General features: G+C 62.8%; 22 protein-coding genes. 16 read left to right on the top strand and 6 right to left on the bottom strand.

The features are described from left to right. Nucleotide 1: 1 nt before the first annotated feature. The 6 genes from QWI75_RS01685 to QWI75_RS01660 form a co-directional block, all read right to left on the bottom strand. A complete protein-coding gene (locus tag QWI75_RS01685) occupies nucleotides 2-1,237 on the bottom strand; it encodes a patatin-like phospholipase family protein (RefSeq protein ID WP_289266951.1) in 1,236 nt (411 codons plus the stop codon). Nucleotides 1,238-1,352: 115 nt separating this feature from the next. Then, entirely contained in the window at nucleotides 1,353-2,141 is a 789-nt protein-coding gene (locus tag QWI75_RS01680) for an enoyl-CoA hydratase (protein WP_289266950.1), read from the bottom strand. 66 nt (nucleotides 2,142-2,207) lie between these two features. Continuing rightward, nucleotides 2,208-3,431 (bottom strand): 3-hydroxyacyl-CoA dehydrogenase, encoded by a 1,224-nt coding sequence (locus QWI75_RS01675; RefSeq protein ID WP_289266949.1) that lies wholly within the window; start codon nucleotides 3,429-3,431, stop codon nucleotides 2,208-2,210. 77 nt (nucleotides 3,432-3,508) lie between these two features. Further along, nucleotides 3,509-4,699: a thiolase family protein gene (locus QWI75_RS01670; RefSeq protein ID WP_289266948.1), complete on the bottom strand. Its 1,191-nt coding sequence runs from the start codon at nucleotides 4,697-4,699 to the stop codon at nucleotides 3,509-3,511. Nucleotides 4,700-4,718: 19 nt separating this feature from the next. Beyond that, nucleotides 4,719-6,431: a long-chain-fatty-acid--CoA ligase gene (locus QWI75_RS01665; protein ID WP_289266947.1), complete on the bottom strand. Its 1,713-nt coding sequence runs from the start codon at nucleotides 6,429-6,431 to the stop codon at nucleotides 4,719-4,721. A gap of 51 nt (nucleotides 6,432-6,482) precedes the next feature. Then, nucleotides 6,483-7,229, bottom strand: coding sequence for an iron-containing redox enzyme family protein (locus tag QWI75_RS01660; protein WP_289266946.1), 747 nt, complete (start codon nucleotides 7,227-7,229; stop codon nucleotides 6,483-6,485). A 312-nt stretch (nucleotides 7,230-7,541) separates the two neighbouring features. Here QWI75_RS01660 and QWI75_RS01655 point away from each other — a divergent pair, with 312 nt between their 5' ends. From QWI75_RS01655 to meaB, 16 genes are all read left to right on the top strand, one after another. Beyond that, on the top strand, nucleotides 7,542-8,138 hold the full coding sequence (locus QWI75_RS01655; RefSeq protein WP_289266945.1) for a VOC family protein: 597 nt from the start codon (nucleotides 7,542-7,544) through the stop codon (nucleotides 8,136-8,138). Between the two features lie 63 nt (nucleotides 8,139-8,201). Next, nucleotides 8,202-9,323, top strand: a complete 1,122-nt coding sequence (locus QWI75_RS01650; RefSeq protein ID WP_289266944.1) for a homogentisate 1,2-dioxygenase — start codon at nucleotides 8,202-8,204, stop codon at nucleotides 9,321-9,323. Beyond that, a complete protein-coding gene (locus QWI75_RS01645; protein ID WP_289266943.1) occupies nucleotides 9,320-10,306 on the top strand; it encodes a fumarylacetoacetate hydrolase family protein in 987 nt (328 codons plus the stop codon). The genes QWI75_RS01650 and QWI75_RS01645 overlap by 4 nt, the downstream gene beginning before the upstream one ends. A gap of 275 nt (nucleotides 10,307-10,581) precedes the next feature. Continuing rightward, on the top strand, nucleotides 10,582-11,337 hold the full coding sequence (locus tag QWI75_RS01640) for a hypothetical protein (protein WP_289266942.1): 756 nt from the start codon (nucleotides 10,582-10,584) through the stop codon (nucleotides 11,335-11,337). A 36-nt stretch (nucleotides 11,338-11,373) separates the two neighbouring features. Further along, the gene (locus QWI75_RS01635; RefSeq protein WP_289266941.1) at nucleotides 11,374-12,375 is read left to right on the top strand and encodes a thiamine pyrophosphate-dependent dehydrogenase E1 component subunit alpha; all 1,002 of its coding nucleotides are present in this window, start codon (nucleotides 11,374-11,376) and stop codon (nucleotides 12,373-12,375) included. Beyond that, nucleotides 12,372-13,376 carry an alpha-ketoacid dehydrogenase subunit beta gene (locus QWI75_RS01630; protein WP_289266940.1) on the top strand — a complete coding sequence of 335 codons (1,005 nt, stop codon included), beginning with the start codon at nucleotides 12,372-12,374 and terminating at the stop codon, nucleotides 13,374-13,376. The genes QWI75_RS01635 and QWI75_RS01630 overlap by 4 nt, the downstream gene beginning before the upstream one ends. Before the next feature lie 104 nt (nucleotides 13,377-13,480). After that, nucleotides 13,481-14,650, top strand: a complete 1,170-nt coding sequence (locus QWI75_RS01625; RefSeq protein ID WP_289266939.1) for a dihydrolipoamide acetyltransferase family protein — start codon at nucleotides 13,481-13,483, stop codon at nucleotides 14,648-14,650. Then, the gene (locus tag QWI75_RS01620; RefSeq protein WP_289266938.1) at nucleotides 14,647-15,831 is read left to right on the top strand and encodes a thiolase family protein; all 1,185 of its coding nucleotides are present in this window, start codon (nucleotides 14,647-14,649) and stop codon (nucleotides 15,829-15,831) included. Before QWI75_RS01625 ends, QWI75_RS01620 begins: the two co-directional genes overlap by 4 nt. A gap of 78 nt (nucleotides 15,832-15,909) precedes the next feature. Beyond that, nucleotides 15,910-16,794, top strand: coding sequence for a 3-hydroxyacyl-CoA dehydrogenase family protein (locus QWI75_RS01615; RefSeq protein WP_289266937.1), 885 nt, complete (start codon nucleotides 15,910-15,912; stop codon nucleotides 16,792-16,794). A 33-nt stretch (nucleotides 16,795-16,827) separates the two neighbouring features. Continuing rightward, entirely contained in the window at nucleotides 16,828-18,423 is a 1,596-nt protein-coding gene (locus QWI75_RS01610; protein WP_289266936.1) for an acyl-CoA mutase large subunit family protein, read from the top strand. A gap of 338 nt (nucleotides 18,424-18,761) precedes the next feature. Beyond that, complete coding sequence (locus QWI75_RS01605; RefSeq protein ID WP_289266935.1) at nucleotides 18,762-19,619, top strand: MBL fold metallo-hydrolase; 858 nt, start codon at nucleotides 18,762-18,764, stop codon at nucleotides 19,617-19,619. After that, entirely contained in the window at nucleotides 19,610-20,017 is a 408-nt protein-coding gene (gene icmB / locus QWI75_RS01600) for a coenzyme B12-dependent isobutyryl CoA mutase small subunit (RefSeq protein ID WP_289266934.1), read from the top strand. The genes QWI75_RS01605 and icmB overlap by 10 nt, the downstream gene beginning before the upstream one ends. Before the next feature lie 22 nt (nucleotides 20,018-20,039). Next, a complete protein-coding gene (locus QWI75_RS01595) occupies nucleotides 20,040-21,644 on the top strand; it encodes a carboxyl transferase domain-containing protein (RefSeq protein WP_289266933.1) in 1,605 nt (534 codons plus the stop codon). Between the two features lie 19 nt (nucleotides 21,645-21,663). After that, nucleotides 21,664-22,461: an enoyl-CoA hydratase-related protein gene (locus QWI75_RS01590; RefSeq protein ID WP_289266932.1), complete on the top strand. Its 798-nt coding sequence runs from the start codon at nucleotides 21,664-21,666 to the stop codon at nucleotides 22,459-22,461. 29 nt (nucleotides 22,462-22,490) lie between these two features. Next, nucleotides 22,491-23,438, top strand: coding sequence for a hydroxymethylglutaryl-CoA lyase (locus tag QWI75_RS01585; protein ID WP_289266931.1), 948 nt, complete (start codon nucleotides 22,491-22,493; stop codon nucleotides 23,436-23,438). 1 nt (nucleotide 23,439) lies between these two features. Then, nucleotides 23,440-24,255: a methylmalonyl Co-A mutase-associated GTPase MeaB gene (gene meaB, locus QWI75_RS01580; protein WP_289266930.1), complete on the top strand. Its 816-nt coding sequence runs from the start codon at nucleotides 23,440-23,442 to the stop codon at nucleotides 24,253-24,255. The last annotated feature ends 87 nt before the right edge of the window (nucleotides 24,256-24,342 follow it).

The following is a 24,342-nucleotide window of genomic DNA, read 5'->3' as shown; positions in this document are numbered from 1 at the left end:
TTTACAGGCTCCCTTCCCGCTGATCCGCCTTGCGCCAACCCAAACCTGGCGGCCTGGGCACTGCCGGAACGACTGTGGTCTGATGTTGCGGTCGGCCGGACGCCGCCGCGACCTGATCCAGTTGGGCCATGCGTGGCTGCATCCGGTCTTCGAATCGGGCGCGTGAGAGAGGAATGCCATGGCGCGCGAACTGCGCCAGCAGGTCGTCAAACCGGTCTCTGACCGCGTTCGCAACCGCCCAGTATCCTGCTCGGAGCAGCAGCACCCGGTCGTGGTAACTCAAAAAACTCCGTTCGAACAGGAGCGCATCGTGATGAGACGGGGTGATCATCAACAACTCGGTGTCCGGATGGCTCTGTTGGAATAGGGTCAAGGCTTGGGAAAAGCGCGCCTCGAAGTTGATGCGAGAGGCCTGTTCGCCGATGGAGAGAAATCCTTTGTCGCGCAAGCGCGCGGCGCGCCTGCCGTCGGCTCCCTCGCCATGCATCAGTTGGCGGTGCGGGGCCCGAAACATCGGATTGATCAGGATCATGAACTCCACATGCTTGCTGACCGCGATGTCGAAGAATGTGAGCCGGCCGATGCCGGCATCGATATAGTCACGGTCCTGGATTCGAACCGGGCAGAAATAGATGGGGGCAGCGGACGACGCTGCGACAGCTCGGGAGATCGGCACCTCGCGCCACCCCTCATCGCCGAACAGAACGCTTTCGCCGGTTTCCAGATCGATCGCGGGGATGTACAGCTCTTTTGTAAGTCCGGTAAACCGGTTGCTCAGTCCATTGGCTTTAAAGGTCGTTTCCAGATATCGAGCGAACGGTTCCAACGTATAGATGCCGCCCGGCAGAGCATCCTGGGCCTTGTCGAGCAGGTCGATCAGCGTCATCTCTCCGTAGTGCCGCACATAGAGTTGGAGAAGCGGGATGAGTTGCCGGGCCACGCGCCAGACCGTTTTGATCCCCTCTCCCAGGGCCGGGGTGAAAATGTCCCGATGCTCAAAGTAGTAAGGACGCTGCCCGGAGAGATTCGTCTTGAGAATGTCCTCCGGACTGACTCGATTGGCCACCAGCGAGGCCGCCGCAGCGCCCGCGCTCACACCGACATACAGATCGAAGTCATTCACCAGGAAGCCATCTCCGAACAGATCGTCCAGCGCGGTCAACGCGCCGATCTCAAACAAATAGCCCGTAAACCCTCCGCCGGATAAGGCCAAGGCCCGCTTGCCTGACTGTCCCATCGTGCACCAACGGCTTGGTCCTGCCGCCGGAACTGCCCGGACGGGGTGATAATCTGCTGCGCGGCTTCCCGGGGGAGACCCAGGCGCCGCACTATCCAGAAAACCCACGGAGGCCTCAACGGTCCTTGAATCTCGGCTGTCGTTTCTCCAGGAAAGCCGTAAGTCCTTCTTGTCGATCCTCCGTCTCGCACAGCACGCCGAACAGGCGCGCCTCCAACGCCAGACCTTGTCGCAGGCTCAGATCATTCCCTTCGCGGATGGCCTGGAGCGCCGTCCGGACCGCCACCAAGCTTTTTGCCGCTATGGTGCGCGCCAGCCCCCGGGTCTGGCGAAGGAGATCATCCGGCGGCACGACCTGCGACACCAGTCCCAGCGCCTTGGCCTCCTGTGCGGAGACGACATTCCCCGTCAGGATCAGCTCCGTCGCCTTTGACCGCCCGATGAGCCGGGGAAGCCGTTGGGTGCCGCCGAAGCCCGGCATGATTCCCAGGTTGATCTCCGGCTGGCCGAGAGTGGCTCCCTCCGATGCGAGCCTCATGTGGCAGCACATCGCGAGTTCCAAGCCCCCGCCGAGACAGGCTCCATTGATTGCGGCAATCACCGGCTTGTCGAAGGCTTCGATCTTGTCCAGGATCGCCTGCCCGCGAAGCGCCATCCGCTCGCCTTCCTGTGAGGAAGGAATCGCGGCCAACTGGCGGATGTCGGCTCCGGCGACGAAGAAACGTCCCGCGCCGGTCAAGACCACGGCCTTGACGGCCTCGTCCTTGCCCAGAGCCTCAAACGCTGTCTCCAACTCGTCCATGACCGACTCGGTCAGCGTGTTCGCCGGCGGGTGGTTGATGGCGAGGGTTGCGACCCTGTCTTCGATCTTGCAAGAAACCATCGAGCCGGTGGTCGTGGTCATGGTGACCTCACCTCGGTCAAGCGTGAACAGCAAGCCGCAAGCGGCGGAAGTTCTCAATGAGTCGCGTCAATAGCTAAAGAACCCTCGTCCCGCAATCCGTCCGGTGAATCCGGCCTCCACCATCCGTCGCAGCAGGTGCGCCGGCCAGAAGCGCGGGCCGAGACTGTGCGAGAATTCCTCCAATTCATGAAGGACCTGATCAATGCCGAGTTGGTCGGCGAAATGCAACGGACCTTCGGTCTCACGCGGAAACCCGATCCCTCCCATCATGGCCACATCAATGTCGCTGGCTGAGGCGATGCCTTCCTGCAGGGCGGTCGCCGCTTCGTTCACCATGGCCAGCAGGAGCCGTGACCGGCTCCACTTGGTTCGGCGCGAGCCGCTTTCTTGCGCGATCCGCTGGATCAGATGGTCCAGGCTTTGATCGCGGCCTCCCTCCTCGGTGCTGAGATAGTCGTAGAATCCATGACCAGCTTTGACGCCCAGCCGCCCGGCCTTGACCAAGGCCTCGAGCAAAGGGGCCGGCGCCATCCTGGGTCCATAATGCCGGTGGAGAATTCGCGCCACCTCGAACGCAATATCCAATCCCACCGTATCAGACAGGGCGAACGGGCCAACGGGCATTCCGAACGAAACCAGGTCCTGATCGATGTCTTTCGGCGATGCGGCCCCTTCCTGAAGACAGAGGATCGCCTCGTTGACGTAGGGCATCAGCAGCCGATTCACCAAGAAGCCGGCGCATTCCTTCACGACGATCGGCGTCTTGCGGAGGCTCTGCGCGAAGCCCACCACATCGTCAACAGTCTGGGGATCGGTGGCGAGTCCGGGAATCACCTCCACCACCGGCATAGCATAGGCCGGATTGAAGAAATGCAGCCCCAAGACTTGGCCAGGCCGGTGGGTGGCTGCGCCCAATGCCGAGATCGAGAGCGCGGACGAGTTGCTGGCCAGGATGGCGCCCCGCGGGCAGACCTGATCCAATTCCTGAAAAATCCGCTTTTTCAACTTCAGGTCCTCAGGAACCGCTTCGATGACGAGATCGACATCCCGAAGGTCGGCGAGGCCGGCCGCCGCCGTGACCAGCAACAGCTTCTCCTCGACCTGCTCGGGCGTCATCTTCCCCTTGCTGACGCGGGCCTCATAGATCGCACGCACGGACGCGACCCCTCGCTGCGCCAAGGCCTCATTCATGTCGGCGAGCACGACCGGCAGGCCGGCGAAGCTCACGACCTGCGCGATTTGCGCGCCCATCGTTCCGGCTCCCATCACTCCGACCTTGTAGATGTACATGGCGTGTCCCGTACTTCGTCAATCGTCATGCGTCATTCGGTCTTCCCTTTGACGATCGACGGTTGACCTGTTTCGTCCTATATCCGCTCGAAGACCATCGCCGCGCCTTGCCCGCCGCCCACGCACAGGGTCACCGCTCCCAGCATCGCCCCGCGCCGCCGCATCTCGTAGAGGAGCGTGAGGACCAGACGCGTGCCGGTCATGCCGACCGGATGGCCGAGCGCGATCGCGCCGCCGTTGACGTTCACAATCTCCCGCTTGAGGCCCAACAAACGTTCGACTGCCAGATATTGGGCGGCAAACGCTTCGTTCACCTCGAGCAGCTCCAGATCGGCCAGTTTCAGTCCCGCCCGCTTGAGGGCCAACGGCAGGGCTTCTGCCGGCCCGATCCCCATCCGTGTCGGCTCCACCCCGACCATGGCATATCCCCTGATACGGCCGAGCGGAGCCAGCCCCAGCGTCCGCGCCCGCTCAGCGGACATCACGATTGCTGCGGCCGCCCCGTCATTGAGCGGACAACTGTTTCCCGCCGTCACCGTTCCGCCCTCCTTGAAGAGGGGAGGGTAGAGGGCGAGTTGTTGTTCGGTGAGCGCCACGTTCGGTCCTTCATCTTGCGCGAACAACGTGGGCGCTGCTTCACGGCCCGCGACGGTTTTGGGCACCGTCACCGACAGAAGCTCTTCCTTAAATTTGCCTTCGCGGATCGCTCTAAAGGCGCGACGGTGGCTCTCCACCGCGAACCGGTCCTGCTCCTCCCGGCCGATGCCGAACTCTTCGGCGAGGGTTTCGGCGGTCCGCCCCATGAGCTGGCCGCAAAAGGCGTCGGTCAAGCCCTCCCAGATGCTGTCGATGAACTCGGCATGCCGCAGCCGCTTCCCCCACCGCATGTCGCGGGAGATGAACGGGGCGCGGCTCATGCTTTCGACCCCTCCCACGACCTGCACGTCCGCGTCCTCGCTCTGGATATTCTGGTGGGCGTTCACGAACGGTTGAAGGCCCGAGGCGCAATTGCGCTGGACCGAATAGGCGGGCGTGGGAATCGGCAACCCAGCCATGAGGGCGATCACTCTGGCTACGTTATAGGCGTCGCTGGTTTGCCCCACACAGCCGACAATCACTTCCTCCACGAGCGCCGGATCAAGCCCGGCCCGGGCGACAGCCTCGCGCACGACCAGCTCGCCGAGCCTCTGGGCGGGAAGGTCCTTGAGCGCCCCGCCGAAGTTGCCGATGGGCGTCCGTGCCCCGGCGACAATGACGGTGTCCTTCATGAAGGCCTCCTTGAACGTCTCAGACGGCGCGCTGAATCTGCGCGCCGTGACCGGCAGCGACGGCTTCCTCGCGCAGCGCGCGTCGCAATACTTTCCCGATCAGGGTCCGCGGCAATTCACGGCGGAATGTAATGGCGGCCGGAACCTTGTAGCGGGCCAGGTCCTTGCTGCAATGCTCGATCAATTCCTTCTCGGTGACCTCCCGCCCTTCTTTGGTCACCACATAGGCGTGCAAGGCTTCTCCATAGCGGTGATCCGGGAGCCCCACGACCACGGCCTCCTTGACGTTCGGATGGCGATACAGGATCTCTTCGACTTCCCGTGGATACACCGTCTCGCCGCGCGATTTGATGACGTCCTTCTTGCGGTCGACGAAAAAGAAAAAGCCCCGGTCATCTCGGCGGACAAGGTCCCCCGTATAGAGCCAGCCGTCACGCAAGACGAGGCGCGTGTCCTCCTCCCTGTTCCAATAGCCGCGCATGACCTGCGGTCCTCTGACGATCAGCTCCCCGACTTCGCCCACGGGCACGTCGTGAAGACCGGTCTCCGTGTCCACAATGCGCGCCTCCGTATCCGGAAACGGAAGCCCCATCGAGCCACGGGGATGGGTTCCGTGCAACGGGTTGCAATGGGTCGCTGGCCCGGCTTCGCTCAGGCCGTAGCCTTCCGCAATCCTCGCCCCGGTCAGGCGCTCGAACCGTTCCTGCACGTCGGCCGGCAGCGGACTCGCCCCGCTCAAACAGACACGCAGCGATCGCAAATCGTAACGGCCGGCGTCCGGATACTCGGCAATCATCGTGTACATCATGGGCACGCCCGAGAGCATCGTCACACGATGCCTGTGAATCGCCTTGACGACCTCGTCCGCGTGAAACCGGGGAAGGAGCACGATCGAGCACCCGGTCGCGATCGCCAGGTTCTGGCAGGTGCTCTGGCCGTAGCAGTGAAAAAACGGGATCGCGCCCAAAAAGATCTCCCGGCCCTCTTGAAGATCCGGATACCAGTATCGGCCTTGCAGCGTGTTGACGACGACGTTGCGGTGGGTCAACATCACGCCCTTGGGTATGCCCGTCGTCCCGCCCGTATATTGCAGTTGGGCGAGGTCGTCGGGTTGCACGGACGGGAGATCGGCGGAGCGGCTCTCGTCCCCCAGGGACGCCGCACGCAACAACTTGTGGAAATCGTACGCGGGCGGCGTGGTGTTGATGTGAACCCAGCGTTTCGCCAGCCGGGCCTTGATCGGGTAGAGGAGTTTCTTGAACAGCGGCAGATAATCCCGAACGCTGGTGACAATGATGCGCTTGGGGAGAGAGGCCGTTTGCCGGACAGCCCGGACGCGGGCGTAAAACAGGTCAAGGACCACCATCGCCTCCGCCCCAGCATCCGTCACCTGGGTCTGAATCTCTCGTTCGACGTAGAGCGGATTGGTCGGCACGGCGACGGCGCCTGCCTTCAGAATGCCATAGTAGGCGATGACGGCCTGCGGAATATTCGGGAGCATGAGGGCAACCCGATCACCTTTTCCGACCCCGAGCCGCCGCAGCGCCACCGCAAAGCGGGTCGTGAGGTCGTCCAGTTCGCCGTAGGAAATGCGGGCGCCGTAGAACAGGAGCGCCGGAGAGTCGGCGGCACGGGCCGATGAATGTCGCAGGAAGTCAGGGACCGTCCAGGCTGGATAGTTGACAGTCGGAGGAACACCGGAATCGTACTGGCTGATCCAGGGCCGTTCCATAAAAAAATATGGGCCCTCGCCCCATCATCCGTCGGTTTGGACGCCCATTGTCTAACTTGCCTGCCGTTGGGCCAGATGCTCCCAGGTCTTCGCCGAGCCGGCTGACCGGTGTTCCAGTCCCATCCAAAAGCCTTCCAGATAGTTCAGCACGGCGTTCACGCCATAACGGAAGTCGGCCTTTTCTTGTTCCGTCATCCTCTCGTTCCCGCCGTCGTTGGCGCCGCCAACCGCGGCCACGGCCTGTGCCATCGCCTCTTCATGCGAGGCTTCGAGCTGCCGGTGAAAGGTGAAATAGGTCATGTCCATGGCCGGATACCGTTGGCTCTTGAGGATGGAGAGGCCGGGGATCAGGTGATCCCACATGGTAATCGCCATATTCTCCAGACCGAACGAGGCGCCGAGCGCCCTGGCGTGATTGCCGTCACTGTAGAGTTGTTCCATCCCGTCAATATAGGCGCGGGTGGAAGGCAGCATCGGACGAACCATCGCGTCATGGACCGAGATCCCGACGGACCGAAGGAAGTCGCGATAGAGCAACTCGTGCCGCCTTCTGGTTTCGCCGTCACCCAGTTCCGAATAGAGCACCTTCGTCAGCTCGTCCGCCACCTGCTCGTCCTCCGTGTTCACCAACTGAGCGGCGAGAATCCGGGGGAAAAAGCGCGCGAAGTTGTAAAACTCGACGGCGAACTCGTGAAATTCTTGATCGGTGATCTCTGCGGTCTTGAAGCGGTCCAGGTAGGGGTTGTTGATTGCGCCGTGACGAAGGACGAACTCCCGCATCTCCTCATAGAAGGTCATGGAGCACCTCCTGACGCCGTATGTCGAGATCGTGCCTTGATGATAGTACTTTCATATCATAAAAACAATGAATAACTTTGTGGTGAGGAGATGAGGCATTGCGAAGGATCATGGTCGGCTCAGAATAGGCTTGCAGTGAGATGTTCATGGCCTCTCTCGGATAATATAAAAAATATATTGTTCAATATAGATACTGTTGTTATACTCCCAGCCATGTTGCTATACTCCGGATGAAGGAGGGAGGCATCGCGATTCACTTGCCCGGCAAGACCAGCGACTCCAACCAGCTGCGGGGGTAGAGGAGGTCACACCATGCGCGGATCAATGGGCATCGATCACATCACGCTCTGTGTGGAAGATCTGGATTCGGCGGAATATCTGTTCACCAAGGTGCTCGGATTTGAGGTGATTTGGTCGGCACGGGACGTGGGAAGCGACAAGTCCAGCATGGATACGGTGGTCGTCCAACGGGGTGAGGCCAAGATCGCGCTCATGCAGGGGCGGGACAAGGCGGTCAAGTCCCAGATCAATGAGTTCATCGAAAAGTACGGCCAAGGGGTGCAGCACGTCGCAATCGAAGTGGACGATATCGAGGCCGTCTGCAGGGAATGGGAGGCCCACGGAGTGAAGTTCAGCGGTCCGCTCAAGGACGGGCGGGACGGATTCGGCCCGCTCAAGCAGCGGTTTACCTACCCCCTGTTTCCCGGCGCCGGGGTGTTTCTCGAATTGACGCAACGGGAGCATGGTGAAGAAAAGTCCAAGACCTTCGTCCGGAGCACGGTCGAGTCTCTGTACAAAGACATCGAGCGCGATCAGATCGCGGGCGTCGAACAGACCATCATCGATTACAAGTCGAGCCCGGTTCCTCTCCGACGGAGGCAGAAGACGAGCCAGAAGCGGGCATCGTAAATGGGCTTGCTGGGAGTCATCTGTATGGGAGATATGATTCGCTGCATGTGACGGAGGTCCGTCATGTACCTGCTGAAGAAAGGGAAGGTGCCGCTCCAGGCGCATGTGGCTATCCCGGAGGGGTTATGCGAGGAAGAACACGGGCGCCAGGGCTTCAGCGGCCCCGTCTCCCATTTATACCGCATTCATCCTCCCACCGGATGGGTCCGCATTGAAGGTCCCCTCCGTCCTCGAGCGTTTGCCTGCTCCGCTCTCGCCACGCAGGATCTGGGATCATCCGACGGTCATCCGGCCGAAGTCCTCCGCAGCCCGGACGGCGGCCTGTTCATTTCGCGGCGCGCCACCTCGATGCCTTATTTTGTCAGGAACGCCGACGGCGATGAGGTGCACTTTGTGCATGCCGGCCAGGGACGGTTTGAAACGGACTACGGCTCATTACCTTACGAACCGGGCGATTATGTCGTTATCCCCAAAGGCACGACCTATCGTGTGATGGTGGAGACGCAACCTTCGTTGTTCCTGATCGTTGAATCGGAAGAAGCCATCCGCCTGCCCGAGCGGGGATTGCTGGGACAACATGCGCTCTTCGATCGAGGGCTCTTGGCGGCTCCGGAATTGGACGGCGGCCCCGCTCCGTCCGATCAAGCCGGCGGCGAGACCCGCGAATGGGAGGTTCGGATCAAGCGCCGCGGTGAATACACGCGCGTCTGGTATCCGTTCCATCCGCTGGATGTCGTCGGCTGGAAGGGCGATCTCTGGGCGGCCAAGCTCAACGTGCGGGATTTTCGTCCCGTGACCAGCCCACGGTACCACCTGCCTCCGTCCGTCCATGCGACGTTTCAGGCCGGAGGGATATTGATCTCGAGCTTCGTGCCGCGGCCGCTGGAGAGCGATCCCGAGGCGCTCAAAGTCCCCTTTTACCACCGGAACATGGATTACGACGAAGTGCTGTTTTATCACCGGGGCAACTTCTTCAGCCGAGCCGGGATTCAACCGGGCATGCTGACGTTGCACCCGCAAGGCATCCATCACGGGCCTCAGCCTCAAGCCGTCGAGGCCAGCAAGGGAAAAACGCACACGGAAGAAGTGGCCGTGATGATCGAGTCCCGCCGGCCTTTTGTCGTGTTGCCGGAGTTCGAGGCGGTTGAACAGAAGGATTACGCCCTCAGTTGGAGTCGGTCATGAAACTGGCCAGCTTTCAGGTTCGTACGCCGGTCGGGTTGTTTACAAGGATCGGAGCCCTCCAGAGTGCTCACCTGGTGGACTTGAACATGGCCTATGCGCGATGGCTGGCAGACCAGAAAGAGGCACAGCCGTACCGGCTGGCGGCGGCGCAGGTGCCGCCGACAATGCTGGAGTTTCTGGAGGGCGGGCCCTCGGCGATGGAGGCCGCCCGACGGGCTTTGGAGCATGCCGCGGGCTTGGGGCCTGAAGCGGAAGGACCCACAGGGGAAACGATCTTCTACAAGACCACCGTGGTGCGGGTCATCGCTCCGTTACCCAATCCGCCTTCGCTCCGTGACTTCATCGCGTTCGAGGACCACATTGCCGCCACCTCCAAGCGGCGGGGGCAGCCTATCCCGCCTGAATGGTACAAGGCGCCGGTCTACTACAAGGGGAATCACCGCACGATCATCGGGCCGGACCAGGATCTAGCCTGGCCGCTTGCGACCACGAAGCTGGACTACGAGTTGGAATTGGCCTGTGTGATCGGCCGGCAGGGCAAGGATCTGCCGGAACGGGAAGCGGGCCAGTACATCGCCGGTTACACGATCATGAACGATTTCAGCGCGCGGGACATTCAGTTTCAGGAGATGGCCTGCCGGTTGGGACCGGCGAAAGGGAAGGACTTCGCCACGGCCATCGGGCCCTATCTGGTGACTCCCGACGAGATCCCGAACCTGGACGACCTGACGATGATCGCGCGCGTCAACGGCGAAGAGTGGTCGCGCGGGCGATTTGGCTCGATCTATTGGAGTTTTTCTCAGATGATTGCGCATGTGTCACAAGGGGAACGTCTCTATCCGGGCGACCTGTTCGGATCGGGGACGGTGGGCGGCGGCTGCGGCCTTGAGCTGGATCGTTTTCTCAAACCGGGTGACGTCGTGGAATTGGAGATTCAGCCGATCGGGGTCTTGAGGAACCGAGTGGTGAAGGCGGAGGAATAGCGAAGGCAACCCGGTCTACGAGACGAGAAGGAGGCGCCGGTTCAAGCAAAGCTTGGTATGGAGAGGCGGAGAGGAAGCATTAGAGGGATCTCTCCGGCGGCGTCAATGCAGAGGGGCTTCGCCCGATGAGCCGCCGGTTCTAGCAAAGCTTGGTGGATTGGTAGAGAAGAGAGGGGAAGAGAATCACGTGAGGTGTTCCTCCGGCGGCGTCAATGCAGAGGGGCTTCGCCCGATGAGCCGCCGGTTCTAGCAAAGCTTGGTATGGAGGAAGGACGATGAGCGTCAACCTCACTCAGGAGTCGGCCCTGTCGGAACTGGTGGAGCGGCACCGGAAGCTCTATGTGAGTCCGGAGATCGACACCAGGCTGGAGCGGATCATCCGAAAGGGACCGCACTCGAATCTGTCGGAGTGGGACGTGCATCGGATTCTACGCACCGCCCAGGCGGTGTACTTCGATACTCATGTCGCGGTCGTGTCCGGCCACCATACGGGGACCTACCTGCGGTTCGAATCGATCTCGCGAGTACCGGAGCTCCTTGGCTTGATCGTCCGGGATATGGCGAACTGGATCTCGCGCACGTTCGAGAAGGAATCGATCACGGGCCTCGTCACGACCGGCTCGGCAGCCGCACAACTGGCGGACGGTATCGCCAAGCTGCTGGATGCGCAGATGGGCCTTCGTGTGACCTTGACGCCCTACAACTGCGAGACGGGACGGATCGGCACGCAGATCGCCGAGGGGCTCATCAGGCCCGGTGACCGGTTCGTGGCGCTCAACGACGTGACCACTCGCGGGAACTGCGTGAGCAAACTCGGCAAGGTGATCACGGACCAAGGCGGCCATCTGGCCGGCATGATGGTCTTCGCCCGTCGGGACAGCGGCCAATTTCCCCTCATGGATGAACTGATTGCTACCTATCCCTTCTACTACACGACGGACCTGGACATGCCGCAATGGGAGCCGGACCGCTGTCCCCTGTGCCGGGACCGGCAACCCTTGCTGTTCTGGAGAGACATGCCAGAATTATAAGCAACGTCACCCTCATACATCGGCTGGAGGTAGCTCATGGACCTGGCGGAGGTGAAACGAGACATCAAACGGGCCGACCTGCTGCAGATGTACTATTACCTTCGGCTCACCAGAGCCCTCGAAGACCGCATCAGTGCCCTGTACCGGCAGGGTCGCATCGTCGGCGGCTGCTACACCAGCCACGGGATGGAAGCCATCGCCGTCGGTTATGCCTCGGCCCTGGAACGGGATGACGTGATCGCCCCGTTCCATCGGGACATGGGGGCCTTCCTGATCCGGGGTATCACGCCGGGAGAAGTCATCGCCCAGTACCTGGGCAAACGAACCGGCCCCACCAAGGGCAAAGACGGCAACGTCCACATGGGAGACCTGAAGCGCGGAATCATCGGCTTTGTCAGTCACCTAGCCGACAACCTCCCGGTCGCGACCGGGGCGGCACTCGCCTTCAAAATGCGGGGCGAGGCCCGGGTGGTGTTCACCGGCACGGGGGACGGCGGGACCAGTCGGGGCGATTTTCATGAGGCCATGAATTTCGCGGCCGTCCGCAAACTGCCGGTCGTCATCTTCTGCAACAACAACCAGTACGCCTACTCCACGCCGATCCGGTATCAGATGGCGATCCGGGATGTGGTCGAGCGGGCCAAGGCCTACGGGATGCCGGGCGAGATCGTCGATGGCAATGACGTGGTTGCCGTATATCTTGCCTCCAAACGGGCCATTGCCCGAGCCAGAGCCGGAGCGGGACCGACGTTTCTGGAATTCAAAACGATGCGGATGCATGGCCATTCGGAACATGACCCGGCCAAGTACGTGCCGCGCGAGTTGCTGGAAGAATGGAAGCAGAAGGATCCGATCCTGAGCGCCGAGCGGCTGCTGACGCAACTGGGCTACGGGGACCCCGCCTATTTTCAAGAGGTCGGGGAGCGGGTCAAAAAGGAAATCGAGGCAGCCGTAGAGTTTGCTGAACAGAGTCCCTTGCCGGAGGGACCAGAGGCCCTGGAAGGAGTCTTCGCCACCGAACGGGAGGTCGCACCATGAGCACGACCATGACCAGCGTGGCATCCGGGACGGATGTGACGTATTTGGAGGCGATCTCCCAGGCGCTGGACGAGGAGATGGCGCAAGACAGCCGGGTCTTTCTGATGGGGGAGGACATCGGAACCTACGGAGGCGCCTTCAAGATTACGGAAGGGTTTCTTCAGAAGTACGGGGAGTGGCGGGTGCTGGATACGCCGCTGGCCGAATCGGGCTTCGTCGGGGCGGCAATCGGCGCGGCGATGATGGGGCTCCGGCCCGTCGTCGAGATGCAGTTTGCCGACTTCATCTCCTGCGCCTTCGATCAGATCACCGAGGTGGCCGCCAAGAATCATTATCGCTGGGGCGCGCCCGTGCCGATGGTGATTCGCGCGCCCTTCGGCGGCGGCGTGCACGGAGGGCCTTTCCACTCCGAATGTCCCGAGGGCTGGTTCTTTCATTCCCCCGGCCTCAAACTCGTGGCGCCCTCCACTCCTTACGACGCCAAGGGGCTGCTGAAGGCGGCCATCCGCGATCCCAATCCGGTCATCTATTTCGAGCACAAGTTTCTCTACCGGCGCATCAAGGCCCAGTTGCCGAAGGACGATTTCGTCGTGCCGATCGGGCAGGCGGACATCAAGCGGCGGGGCACCGATATCTCGGTCATCACCTATGGCGCGATGGTGCATGTCGCGCTCGAGGCGGCGGAGCTGCTGAGCCGAGAGGGGATTGATCTCGAGGTTGTCGACCTGCGGACGCTGAGTCCGCTCGACAAGGACACGATATATGGATCCGTGCGCAGGACCAGCAAGGCCATCCTCCTGCACGAAGACAACAAGACCGGCGGCATCGGCGCCGAAATCGCGGCATCACTGGCCGAAGACTGTTTCGATCATCTGGATGGGCCGGTCGTGCGGATTGCGGCGCCGGATACACCGGTGCCGTTCAGCCCACCGCTGGAGGAGTTTTTCCTCCCGAAGACCAGCGACGTGGTGGCGGCGGCGAAGAAATTGGCAGCCTATTGACGATCGTCACTGGTCAAGCGTCATGCGTCAATCGTGGAGGATGATGACAGCATGTTCACTTCTGAGCCGAATGACAATTGACGATTGACGCATAACGGAGTTTTATGGCGACCGACATTGTCATGCCGCAACTGGGCGAGAGCATCGCGGAAGGGACCGTGGTCAAGTGGCTGGTCCCGAAAGGCGGACGGATCGAGAAGGATCAGCCGCTGCTCGAAGTGGAGACCGACAAGGTCGCCTTGGAGATCCCCTCGCCGGCGACGGGCCTGCTTATCGAGGTGCTGGTTCAGCCTGGGGAGACGGTGCCCGTCGGCACGGTGCTGGCCCGTCTGGACGGTGGCGTCACGGCTGAGACTGGGGTCATCAACCGGGTCGGCGGCGTGGTGGTGCGTCCGGCCGAGCCAATGTCCGGCGGGGAGGAACATTATTCCCTCGCGGTCCGCCAACTGGCGAAGGAACATGGCGTAGATTTGCATCAGGTCGTCGGGACGGGCGAGGGAGGGCGCGTCACAAAAAAGGACGTGCTGGCCTTTGTCGCCGGGCGCGAACCCACGGCGACGCAACCTACCCCGGCGGGGGTGAAGCGAGAGGCGCCGAGAGAGCTGCGGGAACAGGATGAGATACTCCCGCTCACGCAGATGCGCCGGACCATCGCCGAACGGATGGTGAAGAGCAAGCAGGCCGCTCCCCATGTCGCCACCTTCTTCGAGGTGGACTGCTCCGGGATCGCCCGCTTTCGTGAAGGGAAGTCGTTGACCTATTTGCCCTTCATCATCAGTTCCGTGTGCCGCGCGCTTAAGGAACTGCCGATCATGAACTCCTCATGGGGCGACTCGGGGATCGTCCTCAGGAAGGACATCCATATGAGCGTTGCCGTGGCGCTCGACGAGGGGCTGTTAGTGCCCGTGATCCAGCACGCCGACCGCAAAGGATTGCTGGAACTCTCCAAGGAAGTGGCGGACCTGGCCGAGCGCGCCAGAAACAAGAAGCTCGCGCCGGAGGAGGTCCAGGGCGGCACCTTTACGATCACGAACCATGGAGGATTCGGGAGCCTCTTCAGCACGCCGATCATCAACCAGCCCCAGATTGCGATCCTCGGGATCGGCGCCGTGCAGAAACGGGCGGTCGTCATCCACGATGCAATCGCGATTCGGCCCATGTGTTATCTGAGCCTTTCGTTCGATCACCGCGTGATCGACGGCGCCACCGCCGATCAGTTTATGGCCAAGATCAAGCGTGATCTCGAGCAGCAGGATTGGGAGAAGCGCCTATGACGCATCGACCGCAAGCGGTGATTGTGAGCGCGGTGAGGACCCCGATGGGAAGCTTCAACGGGGTCTTCAGTCCTGTGCCCGCGACCAAGCTGGGGAGCCTCGCCATCGCCGAAGCCTTGAGACGCATCGAGCTTCGTCCGGATCGCGTGGACGAAGTCTACATGGGGTCCGTGTTGAGCGCAGGGCTGGGCCAGGCGCCGGCGAGACAGGCTTCCATGGGCGCGGGTATTCCGAACTCTGTCGGCGCGACGACCGTGAACAAAGTCTGCGGCTCAAGCCTCATGACGGCGATCATGGCCGCGCGCGCCGTCCAACTCGGCGACGCAAAGGTCATCGTGGCGGGCGGCATGGAAAACATGAGCCGCGCGCCCTACCTGCTCGAGAAGGCCCGACAGGGCTACCGGCTCGGGCACGGGGAACTGACCGACAGTTTGATCAAAGACGGGTTGTGGGACGTCTATAACAATTTTCACATGGGCCATGGAGGCGAGCTCTGCGCCGCGAAATACCGTTTCACGAGGGAAGAGCTGGACGACTTCGCCTTGGAGAGCTATCGCCGGGCTCGGGAGGCGGTGACCTCCGGCGCCTTTGCCAGGGAGATCGTGCCGGTGGAGGTGCCGCAGAAAAAAGGACCTTCGCTCGTTGTGCGGGAGGACGAAGAACCCAATCGGGCCGATCTGAGCAAACTGCGCTCGTTGAAGCCGGTGTTTCAGGAGGACGGCGTGCTAACGGTGGGCAATTCTCCGTCCTGCAACGACGGAGCTGCGGCGCTGGTGATCATGGCGGACGACGAGGCGGCACGACTTGGACTGAAGCCGATGGCGCGAATCGTCGGCTATGCGGGCGCGGCGCTCGCGCCGGAATGGTTCACGATCGCGCCGGTCGAAGCCATCAAGCTGGTGCTCAAGCAGACGGGGCTGTCCGTCGGTGAGATTGATCTGTTCGAGATCAATGAAGCCTTCTCCTCTGTCTCGCTTGCGGTGAACCGGGAATTAGGGCTCGATCCCAAACGGGTCAACGTCCACGGCGGTGCCGTGGCCTTGGGCCATCCGATTGGAGCAACCGGCGCCCGCATCGTGACGACACTGCTCCACGCGATGGAGGCGCGAGGGGTCAGGCGCGGGCTGGCCAGCCTCTGCATCGGAGGCGGCGAGGCGCTGGCCATGATTGTGGAGCGGTAGAGGGGGCGTCAAGCGTCAATGGCCAACCGTCAACCGATTTTCACGATTGACGGATGACGGTTGACGGGTCTTCAGGTCATGAAGATCGACGACGTCAAGACCATCGGCGTGGTGGGGGCCGGGCAGATGGGCCGCGGCATCGCACAGGTCTGCGCAGCGGCCGGCTGGAGGGTCTTGCTGGTCGATGTAACGGAAGAGGCGCTCAAGGACGCGATCAAAAAGATCGGTCAAGCGGTGACCAAGGCCGTGGAGAAGGGGGCCCTCCGGCCGGATCAAGCCGGGGCGGTCCTGGCGCTGATCCGGCCGATGAGAAGTCTGGAACAGTTGGTGGAGGCCCAGGTCGTTATCGAAGCCGTTCCCGAAGATCGCGTCATGAAGCAAGAAGTCTTCGCGAAACTCGGCCGGATCTGCGACCCAGCGACGATCCTAAGCAGCAACACCTCTTCGATTTCCATCGCAAGCCTGGGCGTGGCCTCGGGGAGGGCGGACCGCGTGGTGGGGATTCACTTCATGAACCCGGTCCCGGTCATGCGTCTTGTGGAAGTCGTGCGGGGGGTCGAAACTTCCGAGCGCACGCTCACGCTTGCGCTTGAGCTCGTCCGCCGTCTGGGTAAGACGCCGGTCGTGTGCAAGGATTTCCCTGGCTTCATCGTGAACCGCGTCCTGATCCCGATGATCAACGAAGCCATCTTCGCCCTGGAAGATGGTGTCGCCTTGGCCGAATCGATCGACTTAGCCATGGTGGAAGGCGCCAACCATCCGGTGGGCCCGCTGGCTCTGGCCGACCGCATCGGCTTGGATACGGTGCTGGCGATCTGCGAAGTGCTCTACCAGGACCTCGGCGACCCGAAGTTTTGCCCCTGTCCACTGCTGCGGAAATACGTGGAGGCGGGGTGGCTCGGCAGGAAATCCGGTCGTGGGTTCTACATCTATGACGAGCAGCCGGCACTGAATGCTTCCTAGCATGGCCATGTGCCTGAAGGGAGGCGGTGCGTCATGAACGAGCGGAAACCCCAATTCACTACCCTTTCGGGAATTGAAGTTGCGCAGGTCTATACCGCCGACGAGCTGAAGAGCTGGTCCCCCGAGCAGGACCTCAGCCGACCGGGCGAGTTTCCCTACACCCGCGGCATCTATCCGACCATGTACCGAGGACGCCTGTGGACCATGCGGCAGTTCGCGGGATTCGGATCGGCCGAGGACACCAACCGCCGGTTCAAGTATCTCCTCGAACACGGGCAAACGGGGTTGAGTGTGGCCTTCGACATGCCGACGCTGATGGGCCTCGACGCGGACGATCCGCTGGCCCACGGGGAGATCGGGCACTGCGGGGTCTCGATCTCATCCTTGGCAGACATGGAACGGCTGTTCGAGGGCATTCCGCTCGATCAGGTCACGACCTCGATGACGATCAATGGGCCGGCCGCGGTGCTCTTCGCCATGTACCTCGCGGCCGCGGAGCGCCGCGGCATTCCCTTCGAGCGGCTCGGCGGGACCCTGCAGAACGACATCCTTAAGGAATACATCGCCCAGAAGGAGTGGCTGTTTCCGCCGGAGCCGTCGCTGCGCTTGATCACCGACACGATCGAGTACTGCGCCGACTCGGTTCCCAAGTGGCATCCGGTGAGCATCAGCGGCTACCACATCCGCGAAGCGGGCTCGACGGCCGTTCAAGAACTGGCGTTCACCCTCTACAACGGGCTCACTTACGTGGAGGCGGCGGTGAAGACGGGATTGGCCGTAGACCGGTTCGCGCCGAAACTGTCGTTCTTCTTTAATGTCCATAACGATCTCTTCGAGGAGATCGCCAAGTTCAGGGCGGCGCGGCGCCTGTGGGCGCGCGAAATGCGACGGCGCTATAACCCAGCCGATCCCCGATCGCTCCAACTGCGTTGTCATGCGCAGACCGCCGGCTGCTCGCTGACCGCGCAACAGCCGTTGAACAACGTGGTGCGCACGGCCTTGCAAGCCTTGGCGGCCGTGCTGGGCGGAACCCAGTCCCTCCACACCAACTCGATGGACGAAACTCTGGCGCTGCCGACGGAGGACGCCGTCCGGCTGGCGTTGCGCACGCAGCAGGTAATCGCCCATGAGAGCGAGGTGGTGAACACGATCGATCCGCTGGGCGGGTCCTACTATGTCGAGACGCTCACGAATCGGCTCGAGGAAGGCGCGCGCGATTATTTCCAGCGGCTGGACGACATGGGAGGGATGGTCAAGGCGATCGAGCAGGGCTATCCGCAGCGGGAAATCCTGGATGCCTCGCAGCGGTACCAGCGCGAGGTCGAGCGGGGCGACCGGACCATCGTCGGCGTCAACGAGTTCGTCGAATCGGAGCCCCAGAAGATCCCGATCCTCAAGATCGGGCCGGAGGTCGAAGCGGAGCAGGTGGCCCGGCTCTCCGACCTCAGGAAGTCGCGCGACCCGTTCAAGATGGCGGGGGCCATCGAAGCAGTGCAGGAGGCGGCCGTCTGCCACGAGAACCTGATGCCGTACCTGGTCGAGGCCGTGAAGGCGAAGGCGACGTTGGGGGAGATCTGCGCGGCGCTCAAGGAAGTGTTTGGGACGTATCGCGAGCCCGTGGTGTTGTAAAGCGCCTCGTCTGGCGAAGGGCGGGCAGCTTCGGCTTCGCCATAATGCGATGATGAAGTGCCGCTCATTGATATTTGTACCATTGGCCGGGCGCCTTCTCGGATTAACAGAACGGCGCGCCGGCACCTGTGTGGTTTCTTGAAATGGCAACCGGCGCTATGACGAGAGCCTCCGTGCCCATCCCCTACAGCCGAGCCGCGGTGAGGGAGAAGATAGGAGGCAGAAAATGGAATGGGCCGCTATGAGCCCTGCACCTTCCTGTAAGAGATGAGGGACAGGACGCACCTTCACGAATCGCGGCTGACCAGTGACCAATGACGTTTGACACATGACGATTGATGGCAGCTATGAAACTCGGCGAGTTTGACATCTATCCCGTAACGGACGGGCGGTTCCGGCTGGACGGAGGGGCGATGTTCGGCGTGGTGCCGAAGGTGCTCTGGCAGCGGTGCTGCGACGCGGACGAGTTGAACCGGATTCCCTTGAGCCTGACCTGTCTGCTCATCAAGGCCCACGGCCGGAACATCCTCGTGGATACGGGTTTGGGCGACAAGGGCGACGACAAGTTCCATCGCATGTTCGCGGTGGACCGGAAGCGCACGTTGCTCGCCTCGCTCAGGGAACATGGCTTGGACGCGGATGACATTCACATGGTCATCAACACCCACCTGCATTTTGACCATGCCGGCGGCAATACCAGGCGTGACGGTCGAGGGTCGCTTGCCCCGGCCTTCCCCAAGGCTACCTATTTCATCCAGCAGGGCGAGTTCGAAGACGCGGCCCGGGCCAACGAACGGACGAAAGCCAGTTACCGTAGCGAAAATATCGTGCCGGTGGCGGAGCATTACCGGTGGGAGCTGTTGCATGGCGACACGGAGGTGCTGCCGGGCATTACCGCGGTCGTGACGGCGGGCCATACCCGCTATCACCAGGGGGTTAAGATCGAATCAGAAGGCCGAACGGCGTTTTTCCTCGGCGATCTCATCCCGACGGTCTCGCACCTGCCGCTCCCCTACATCATGGGGTACGACCTCTACCCGATCCAGACGCTCGAGACTAAACGGTGGGTGCTGGACCGCGCGTTCGAGGAACGTTGGCTGCTGATCTTCGAACATGACCCGCTGGTGCAGGCCGGCTATGTCCGCAGAGACCACGCCGGCAAATATGTCCTGGAAGAGGTGCGAGCATGGCAGTAGCGACGGAACCCATCCGCGTGTTGATCGGCAAAGTCGGGCTCGACGGGCACGACCGAGGCGTGAAACTCATTGCGCGCGCGCTCCGGGACGCGGGCATGGAAGTGATTTATACGGGCCTGCACCAGACGCCGGAACAGGTGGTGAACACGGCGATTCAGGAGGACGTGGACGCGATCGGCCTCAGCATCCTTTCAGGGGCGCACAAGACGCTGTTCGCGCGCGTGATCGAGTTGCTGAAGGAGCGGGGGGCGGAGGACATCGCTGTCTTCGGCGGAGGGGTCATTCCCGACGACGACCTTCCCCTGTTGAAGGCGGCCGGCGTCCGAGCGCTGTTTCGGCCGGGCGCGCCGATGGGCGAGATCGTGGAGTTCGTGAAGGGGCTCAAGTTGCAGAGGTAGCGAGAACGTTCAGGGGGCTCAGATGCGCGTGCTGAAGAGCGGGGTGAGCACAACCTCCGAGGAGTTTCGCCGGAACCGGCAGCATTATGAAGGCCTGGTCGCGGATCTCAAAAAGCATCTGGCTCAGATCCAGGCCGGAGGGCCGGCCGATGCGACGGCCTTGCACAAGAAACGCGGCAAGCTCACGGCCCGCGAGCGGATTGCCTTGCTGCTCGATCCCGATTCCTTCTGGCTCGAGCTGAGCCCGCTCGCGGCCTTCGGCCTCTATGACAACGGAGTTCCCGCCGCCGGAATCATCACCGGGATCGGGTACGTTGCCGGTCGCCCCTGCGTCATCGCCGCCAACGACGCGACCGTCAAGGGCGGTACCTATTTCCCCGCGACGATCAAGAAGCATCTGCGCGCGCAGGAGATCGCGCTTGAGAACCGCCTGCCCGCGATCTACCTGGTCGATTCCGGCGGGGTGTTCCTGCCCATGCAGGCCGAGGTCTTTGCGGACCGCGACCACTTCGGACGCATTTTCTACGACCAGGCCCGGATGTCGGCGCTGGGCATCCCGCAGATTGCGGTCGTGATGGGCATGTGCACGGCCGGCGGCGCCTATGTGCCGGCCATGTGCGATGAAAACGTGATCGTGAAGGGCACGGGGACTATTTATCTCGCGGGCCCGCCGTTGGTGAAGGCCGCCACCGGCGAGGAAGTCACGGCGGAGGCGCTCGGCGGCGGCGATCTGCATACGAGACTGTCCGGCGTGAGCGACCACCTGGCCGAAGACGACCGCGATGCGCTGGAGATCTGCCGCTCCATCGTGGCCACGCTGGGCAAGAAGCCGCCGAGGCGGTCACGTCCTGCCGTCGAGGAACCGCTCTATTCGGCCGGCGATCTCTACGGCCTGATTCCCAGCAACCCGCGCCAGACCTTTGACACACGGGACGTCATCGCGCGGCTTGTCGACGGAAGCCGGTTTCACGAGTTCAAGGCCCGCTATGGCACCACGCTGGTCTGTGGCTTCGCGCACTGGATGGGCCATCTGGTCGGAATCGTGGCCAACAACGGGGTGCTGTTCTCCGAAGCCGCGCTCAAAGGCGCCCATTTCGTGCAGCTCTGTTCGCAGCGGCGCATTCCGCTCGTCTTCCTCCAGAACATCACGGGGTTCATGGTCGGAAAGGACTACGAGGCGCGCGGGATCATCAAGGACGGCGCCAAGATGGTGCAGGCCGTGGCGACCGCGGAGGTGCCGAAGTTCACGGTGATCATCGGCGCGTCGCACGGCGCCGGCAATTACGCCATGTGCGGGCGTGCCTATGGCCCGCGATTCCTGTTCGCCTGGCCCAACGCACGGATCTCGGTCATGGGCGCGCAGCAGGCGGCGCAGGTGCTCGTGACCGTGAAACAGCAACAGCTCGAGCGGGAAGGCAAGACCTTGCCGGACGAGGAACGGGATCGCATCACCGAGTCCATCCGGCGGCAATACGAGCAGGAGGGGAGCGCCTATTTCAGCTCGGGCCGGCTCTGGGACGACGGGATCATCGATCCGATCGACACCCGCCGGGTGCTCGGCCTCTGTCTGGATATAGCGGCGTCGTTGCCGACCCGCGAATCCCATCCGCCGGTGTTCCGGATGTAGCCATGATGGAAGGAGCCCCTTGAGCGAGTCCGCCGTTCTGGTCGAGCAGCAGGACGCCGTGGCCCGGGTCACGTTGAACAGGCCGGATCGCCGGAACTCGTTCGACGGATCGATGGTCGGCGAGCTGTGCGAAGCCTTCGAAACCTTGGGCCGCGACCAAGCTGTCCGGGTGGTGGTCTTGGGCGGGGCCGGAGCGGTCTTTTGCGCGGGCGCGGATCTTCGGTGGATGGGTTCGGGCGGCTCGGTCTCTCCCCAGCAGGCACGAGGGGACGCGGGGAGCCTGGTGAGGATGTATCGCGCCATCGATGAATGCCCCTGTCCCGTCATCGCGCGGGTCCAGGGATCGGCCTTCGGGGGAGGGGTCGGCCTGCTCGCCGTCTGCGATATCGTGATCGCGGTGGAGGGGGCTTCGTTCGCGTTGAGCGAAGCGCGGCTCGGGTTGGTGCCGGCGGTGATTGCGCCGTTCGTGCTGCGCAAGGCCGGGGAATCGTTCATGCGCCGTTATGCGTTGACCGGCGAAACGTTCTCCGCCTCGGTGGCTCGGCAATTCAACCTGGTCCACGATGTGGTCGAGCGGAATGGACTCGACAAACGGGTCGACGAACTGATCGACGCGGTGGCGCAACTGGCCCCGCAGGCGCTGCGGCACAGCAAGTCACTGCTTCGCCGGATCGTCCAGTCACCCGATCCAGAGCGCTGGCATCTCTGCGCGGAGGCCAATGCGGAGGCGAGGCTCTCGGAGGAGGCGCGGGAGGGGCTCCAAGCGTTCTTGGCGAAACGCGCCCCCGCCTGGGCGGGGCCGCGTGTGAATCGATAGTACGAAGCCGCAGCGCAACGAGGACATGAATGAGTCCAACCCTGCCGCACACCGGTGAGACCGGCACGGCCAGGAGGCCTGTCCGGATTGTCGAGGTGGGCCCGAGGGACGGCCTGCAGAGCGAAGCGGCCATCCTCTCGACCGAAGTCAAGGTGGCCTTTATCAACGCCCTGTCCAGAACCGGCGTGGCGGAGATCGAGGCCGGGTCGTTCGTCTCGGCCAAGGCCGTGCCGCAACTGGCGAACAGTGAGGACGTCTTCCGCAAGATCGAGCGGGTGCCCGGCGTGACTTACTCGGCGCTGGTTCCGAATGAACGGGGGCTGGAGCGGGCGCGGGCGGTTGGGGCGCAGAAGATCGCGGTCTTCATCGCCGCCTCCGACACCTTTACGCGGCGCAACATCAACGCGACGATCGCCGAATCGCTCGAACGGTTCCGGCCGGTGGTGGCCGGTGCCAAGCGCGACGGCATGGCCCTGCGCGGCTATGTGTCCACGGCGCTCTTCTGTCCTTATGAAGGCCGGGTCGCTCCGGCTCGGGTTGCGGATGTGACCAAGCGCCTGCTCGACCTCGGCGTGGATGAGATCTCGCTGGGCGATACGATCGGGAAGGGGGCCCCCACCGACGTTCGGAAGCTCTTGGACGCGGTGCTTCTCGGTCTTCCGCCCGAGCGGCTCGCGCTCCATTTTCACGATACCTATGGGATGGCGGTCGCCAATGTCTTGACCGCCTGGTGGGAGTACGGAATCGGGACATTCGACTCTTCCGCCGGAGGGCTGGGCGGCTGTCCCTATGCGCCTGGGGCCTCCGGCAACGTGGCCACGGAAGACGTGGTCTACGCGCTGAAAGCTTGCGGCGCGACCGTGGCCGTCGACGAGCGCAAGGTGGTGGCGGCCGCGCAATCCGTCGGCCGCGAGCTGAACCGCCGGCTCTCGTCCCGGCTGTCGCAGGTCGAGTCGTCCGGAACCCTTGAGGCATAACATGGTCTTTCCCGAAGTCGGCCCAATGACCAGGACGCAGGTGACGACCGATGTCGCGTCACTGATCGAGCAGGTCAAGACAGGCGACGTGCGCGCCCTCTCCCGTGCGATCACGTTGCTGGAGATCGGCGGCCCGAACGGTGCGGCAGTCTCCCAGCGGCTGGGACCGAGGCGTGGGCGCGCCAACGTGATCGGCGTGACCGGGTATCCGGGCGCGGGCAAGAGCACGTTGATCGCGCAGCTCATCGCGGCCTATCGGCGACTGGGCATGACGGTCGGCGTGCTCGCGGTCGATATCAGCAGCCGCGTGACCGGCGGCGCGCTGCTCGGTGACCGCATCCGCATGCAGGATTGGGCCGCCGATGCCGGGGTCTACATCCGCAGCATGGCGACCAGAGGCCATGCGGGGGGACTGGCGCGGGCCACAGGCGACGCAGTGAGGGTACTGGAGACGGCCGAATATGATGTGGTGTTGATCGAAACGATCGGGGTTGGTCAGGGAGAGCTCGACGTCATGGATGTCGCGGCCACGGTTGTGGCGGTGGTGGCGCCGGGACTGGGCGATGAGGTGCAGGCGATGAAGGCCGGACTCCTGGAGGTGGCGCACATCGTCGTGGTGAACAAGGGCGATCATCCCGGCGCCGAGACCACCTTGCGCGATCTGCGCGAATGGTGCCCGTCCGTGCTGAAGGTGGTCGCCACGACAGGCGAGGGGGTGGGGGACCTGCTTGCGTTGATCGCCGAGCGGAGGCGGATGAGGGACTTGGCCGCCTCCGGAATACGTCCCTCCCTCCGTTCGGCGCGACGTCAGTCGTGAAGAGTGAGATCGTCATGCTGAATCAGTTGCTCACGATCACGCACCGGACGGCCCGCATCACGCTGCATCACCCGCCGGCGGGGATGA

Origin of the sequence: Nitrospira tepida (assembly GCF_947241125.1) — a bacterium.
Lineage (GTDB): Bacteria > Nitrospirota > Nitrospiria > Nitrospirales > Nitrospiraceae > Nitrospira_G > Nitrospira_G tepida.
The sequence above is the reverse complement of the archived record's forward strand: the minus strand, read 5'-3'. Positions and strand labels throughout refer to the sequence as shown.

Coding starts and splice junctions, on each gene's coding strand:
- QWI75_RS01660 (WP_289266946.1), bottom strand. CDS start 7,229: ATGACCTTCTATGAGGAGATGCGGGAGTTCGTCCTTCGTCACGGCGCA.
- QWI75_RS01675 (WP_289266949.1), bottom strand. CDS start 3,431: ATGTACATCTACAAGGTCGGAGTGATGGGAGCCGGAACGATGGGCGCG.
- QWI75_RS01635 (WP_289266941.1), top strand. CDS start 11,374: ATGGACCTGGCGGAGGTGAAACGAGACATCAAACGGGCCGACCTGCTG.
- QWI75_RS01650 (WP_289266944.1), top strand. CDS start 8,202: ATGTACCTGCTGAAGAAAGGGAAGGTGCCGCTCCAGGCGCATGTGGCT.
- QWI75_RS01665 (WP_289266947.1), bottom strand. CDS start 6,431: ATGGAACGGCCCTGGATCAGCCAGTACGATTCCGGTGTTCCTCCGACT.
- QWI75_RS01645 (WP_289266943.1), top strand. CDS start 9,320: ATGAAACTGGCCAGCTTTCAGGTTCGTACGCCGGTCGGGTTGTTTACA.
- QWI75_RS01620 (WP_289266938.1), top strand. CDS start 14,647: ATGACGCATCGACCGCAAGCGGTGATTGTGAGCGCGGTGAGGACCCCG.
- QWI75_RS01625 (WP_289266939.1), top strand. CDS start 13,481: ATGGCGACCGACATTGTCATGCCGCAACTGGGCGAGAGCATCGCGGAA.
- QWI75_RS01610 (WP_289266936.1), top strand. CDS start 16,828: ATGAACGAGCGGAAACCCCAATTCACTACCCTTTCGGGAATTGAAGTT.
- QWI75_RS01670 (WP_289266948.1), bottom strand. CDS start 4,699: ATGAAGGACACCGTCATTGTCGCCGGGGCACGGACGCCCATCGGCAAC.
- icmB (WP_289266934.1), top strand. CDS start 19,610: ATGGCAGTAGCGACGGAACCCATCCGCGTGTTGATCGGCAAAGTCGGG.
- QWI75_RS01685 (WP_289266951.1), bottom strand. CDS start 1,237: ATGGGACAGTCAGGCAAGCGGGCCTTGGCCTTATCCGGCGGAGGGTTT.
- QWI75_RS01655 (WP_289266945.1), top strand. CDS start 7,542: ATGCGCGGATCAATGGGCATCGATCACATCACGCTCTGTGTGGAAGAT.
- QWI75_RS01680 (WP_289266950.1), bottom strand. CDS start 2,141: ATGACCACGACCACCGGCTCGATGGTTTCTTGCAAGATCGAAGACAGG.
- QWI75_RS01630 (WP_289266940.1), top strand. CDS start 12,372: ATGAGCACGACCATGACCAGCGTGGCATCCGGGACGGATGTGACGTAT.
- QWI75_RS01585 (WP_289266931.1), top strand. CDS start 22,491: ATGAGTCCAACCCTGCCGCACACCGGTGAGACCGGCACGGCCAGGAGG.
- QWI75_RS01605 (WP_289266935.1), top strand. CDS start 18,762: ATGGCAGCTATGAAACTCGGCGAGTTTGACATCTATCCCGTAACGGAC.
- QWI75_RS01640 (WP_289266942.1), top strand. CDS start 10,582: ATGAGCGTCAACCTCACTCAGGAGTCGGCCCTGTCGGAACTGGTGGAG.
- QWI75_RS01615 (WP_289266937.1), top strand. CDS start 15,910: ATGAAGATCGACGACGTCAAGACCATCGGCGTGGTGGGGGCCGGGCAG.
- QWI75_RS01595 (WP_289266933.1), top strand. CDS start 20,040: ATGCGCGTGCTGAAGAGCGGGGTGAGCACAACCTCCGAGGAGTTTCGC.
- meaB (WP_289266930.1), top strand. CDS start 23,440: ATGGTCTTTCCCGAAGTCGGCCCAATGACCAGGACGCAGGTGACGACC.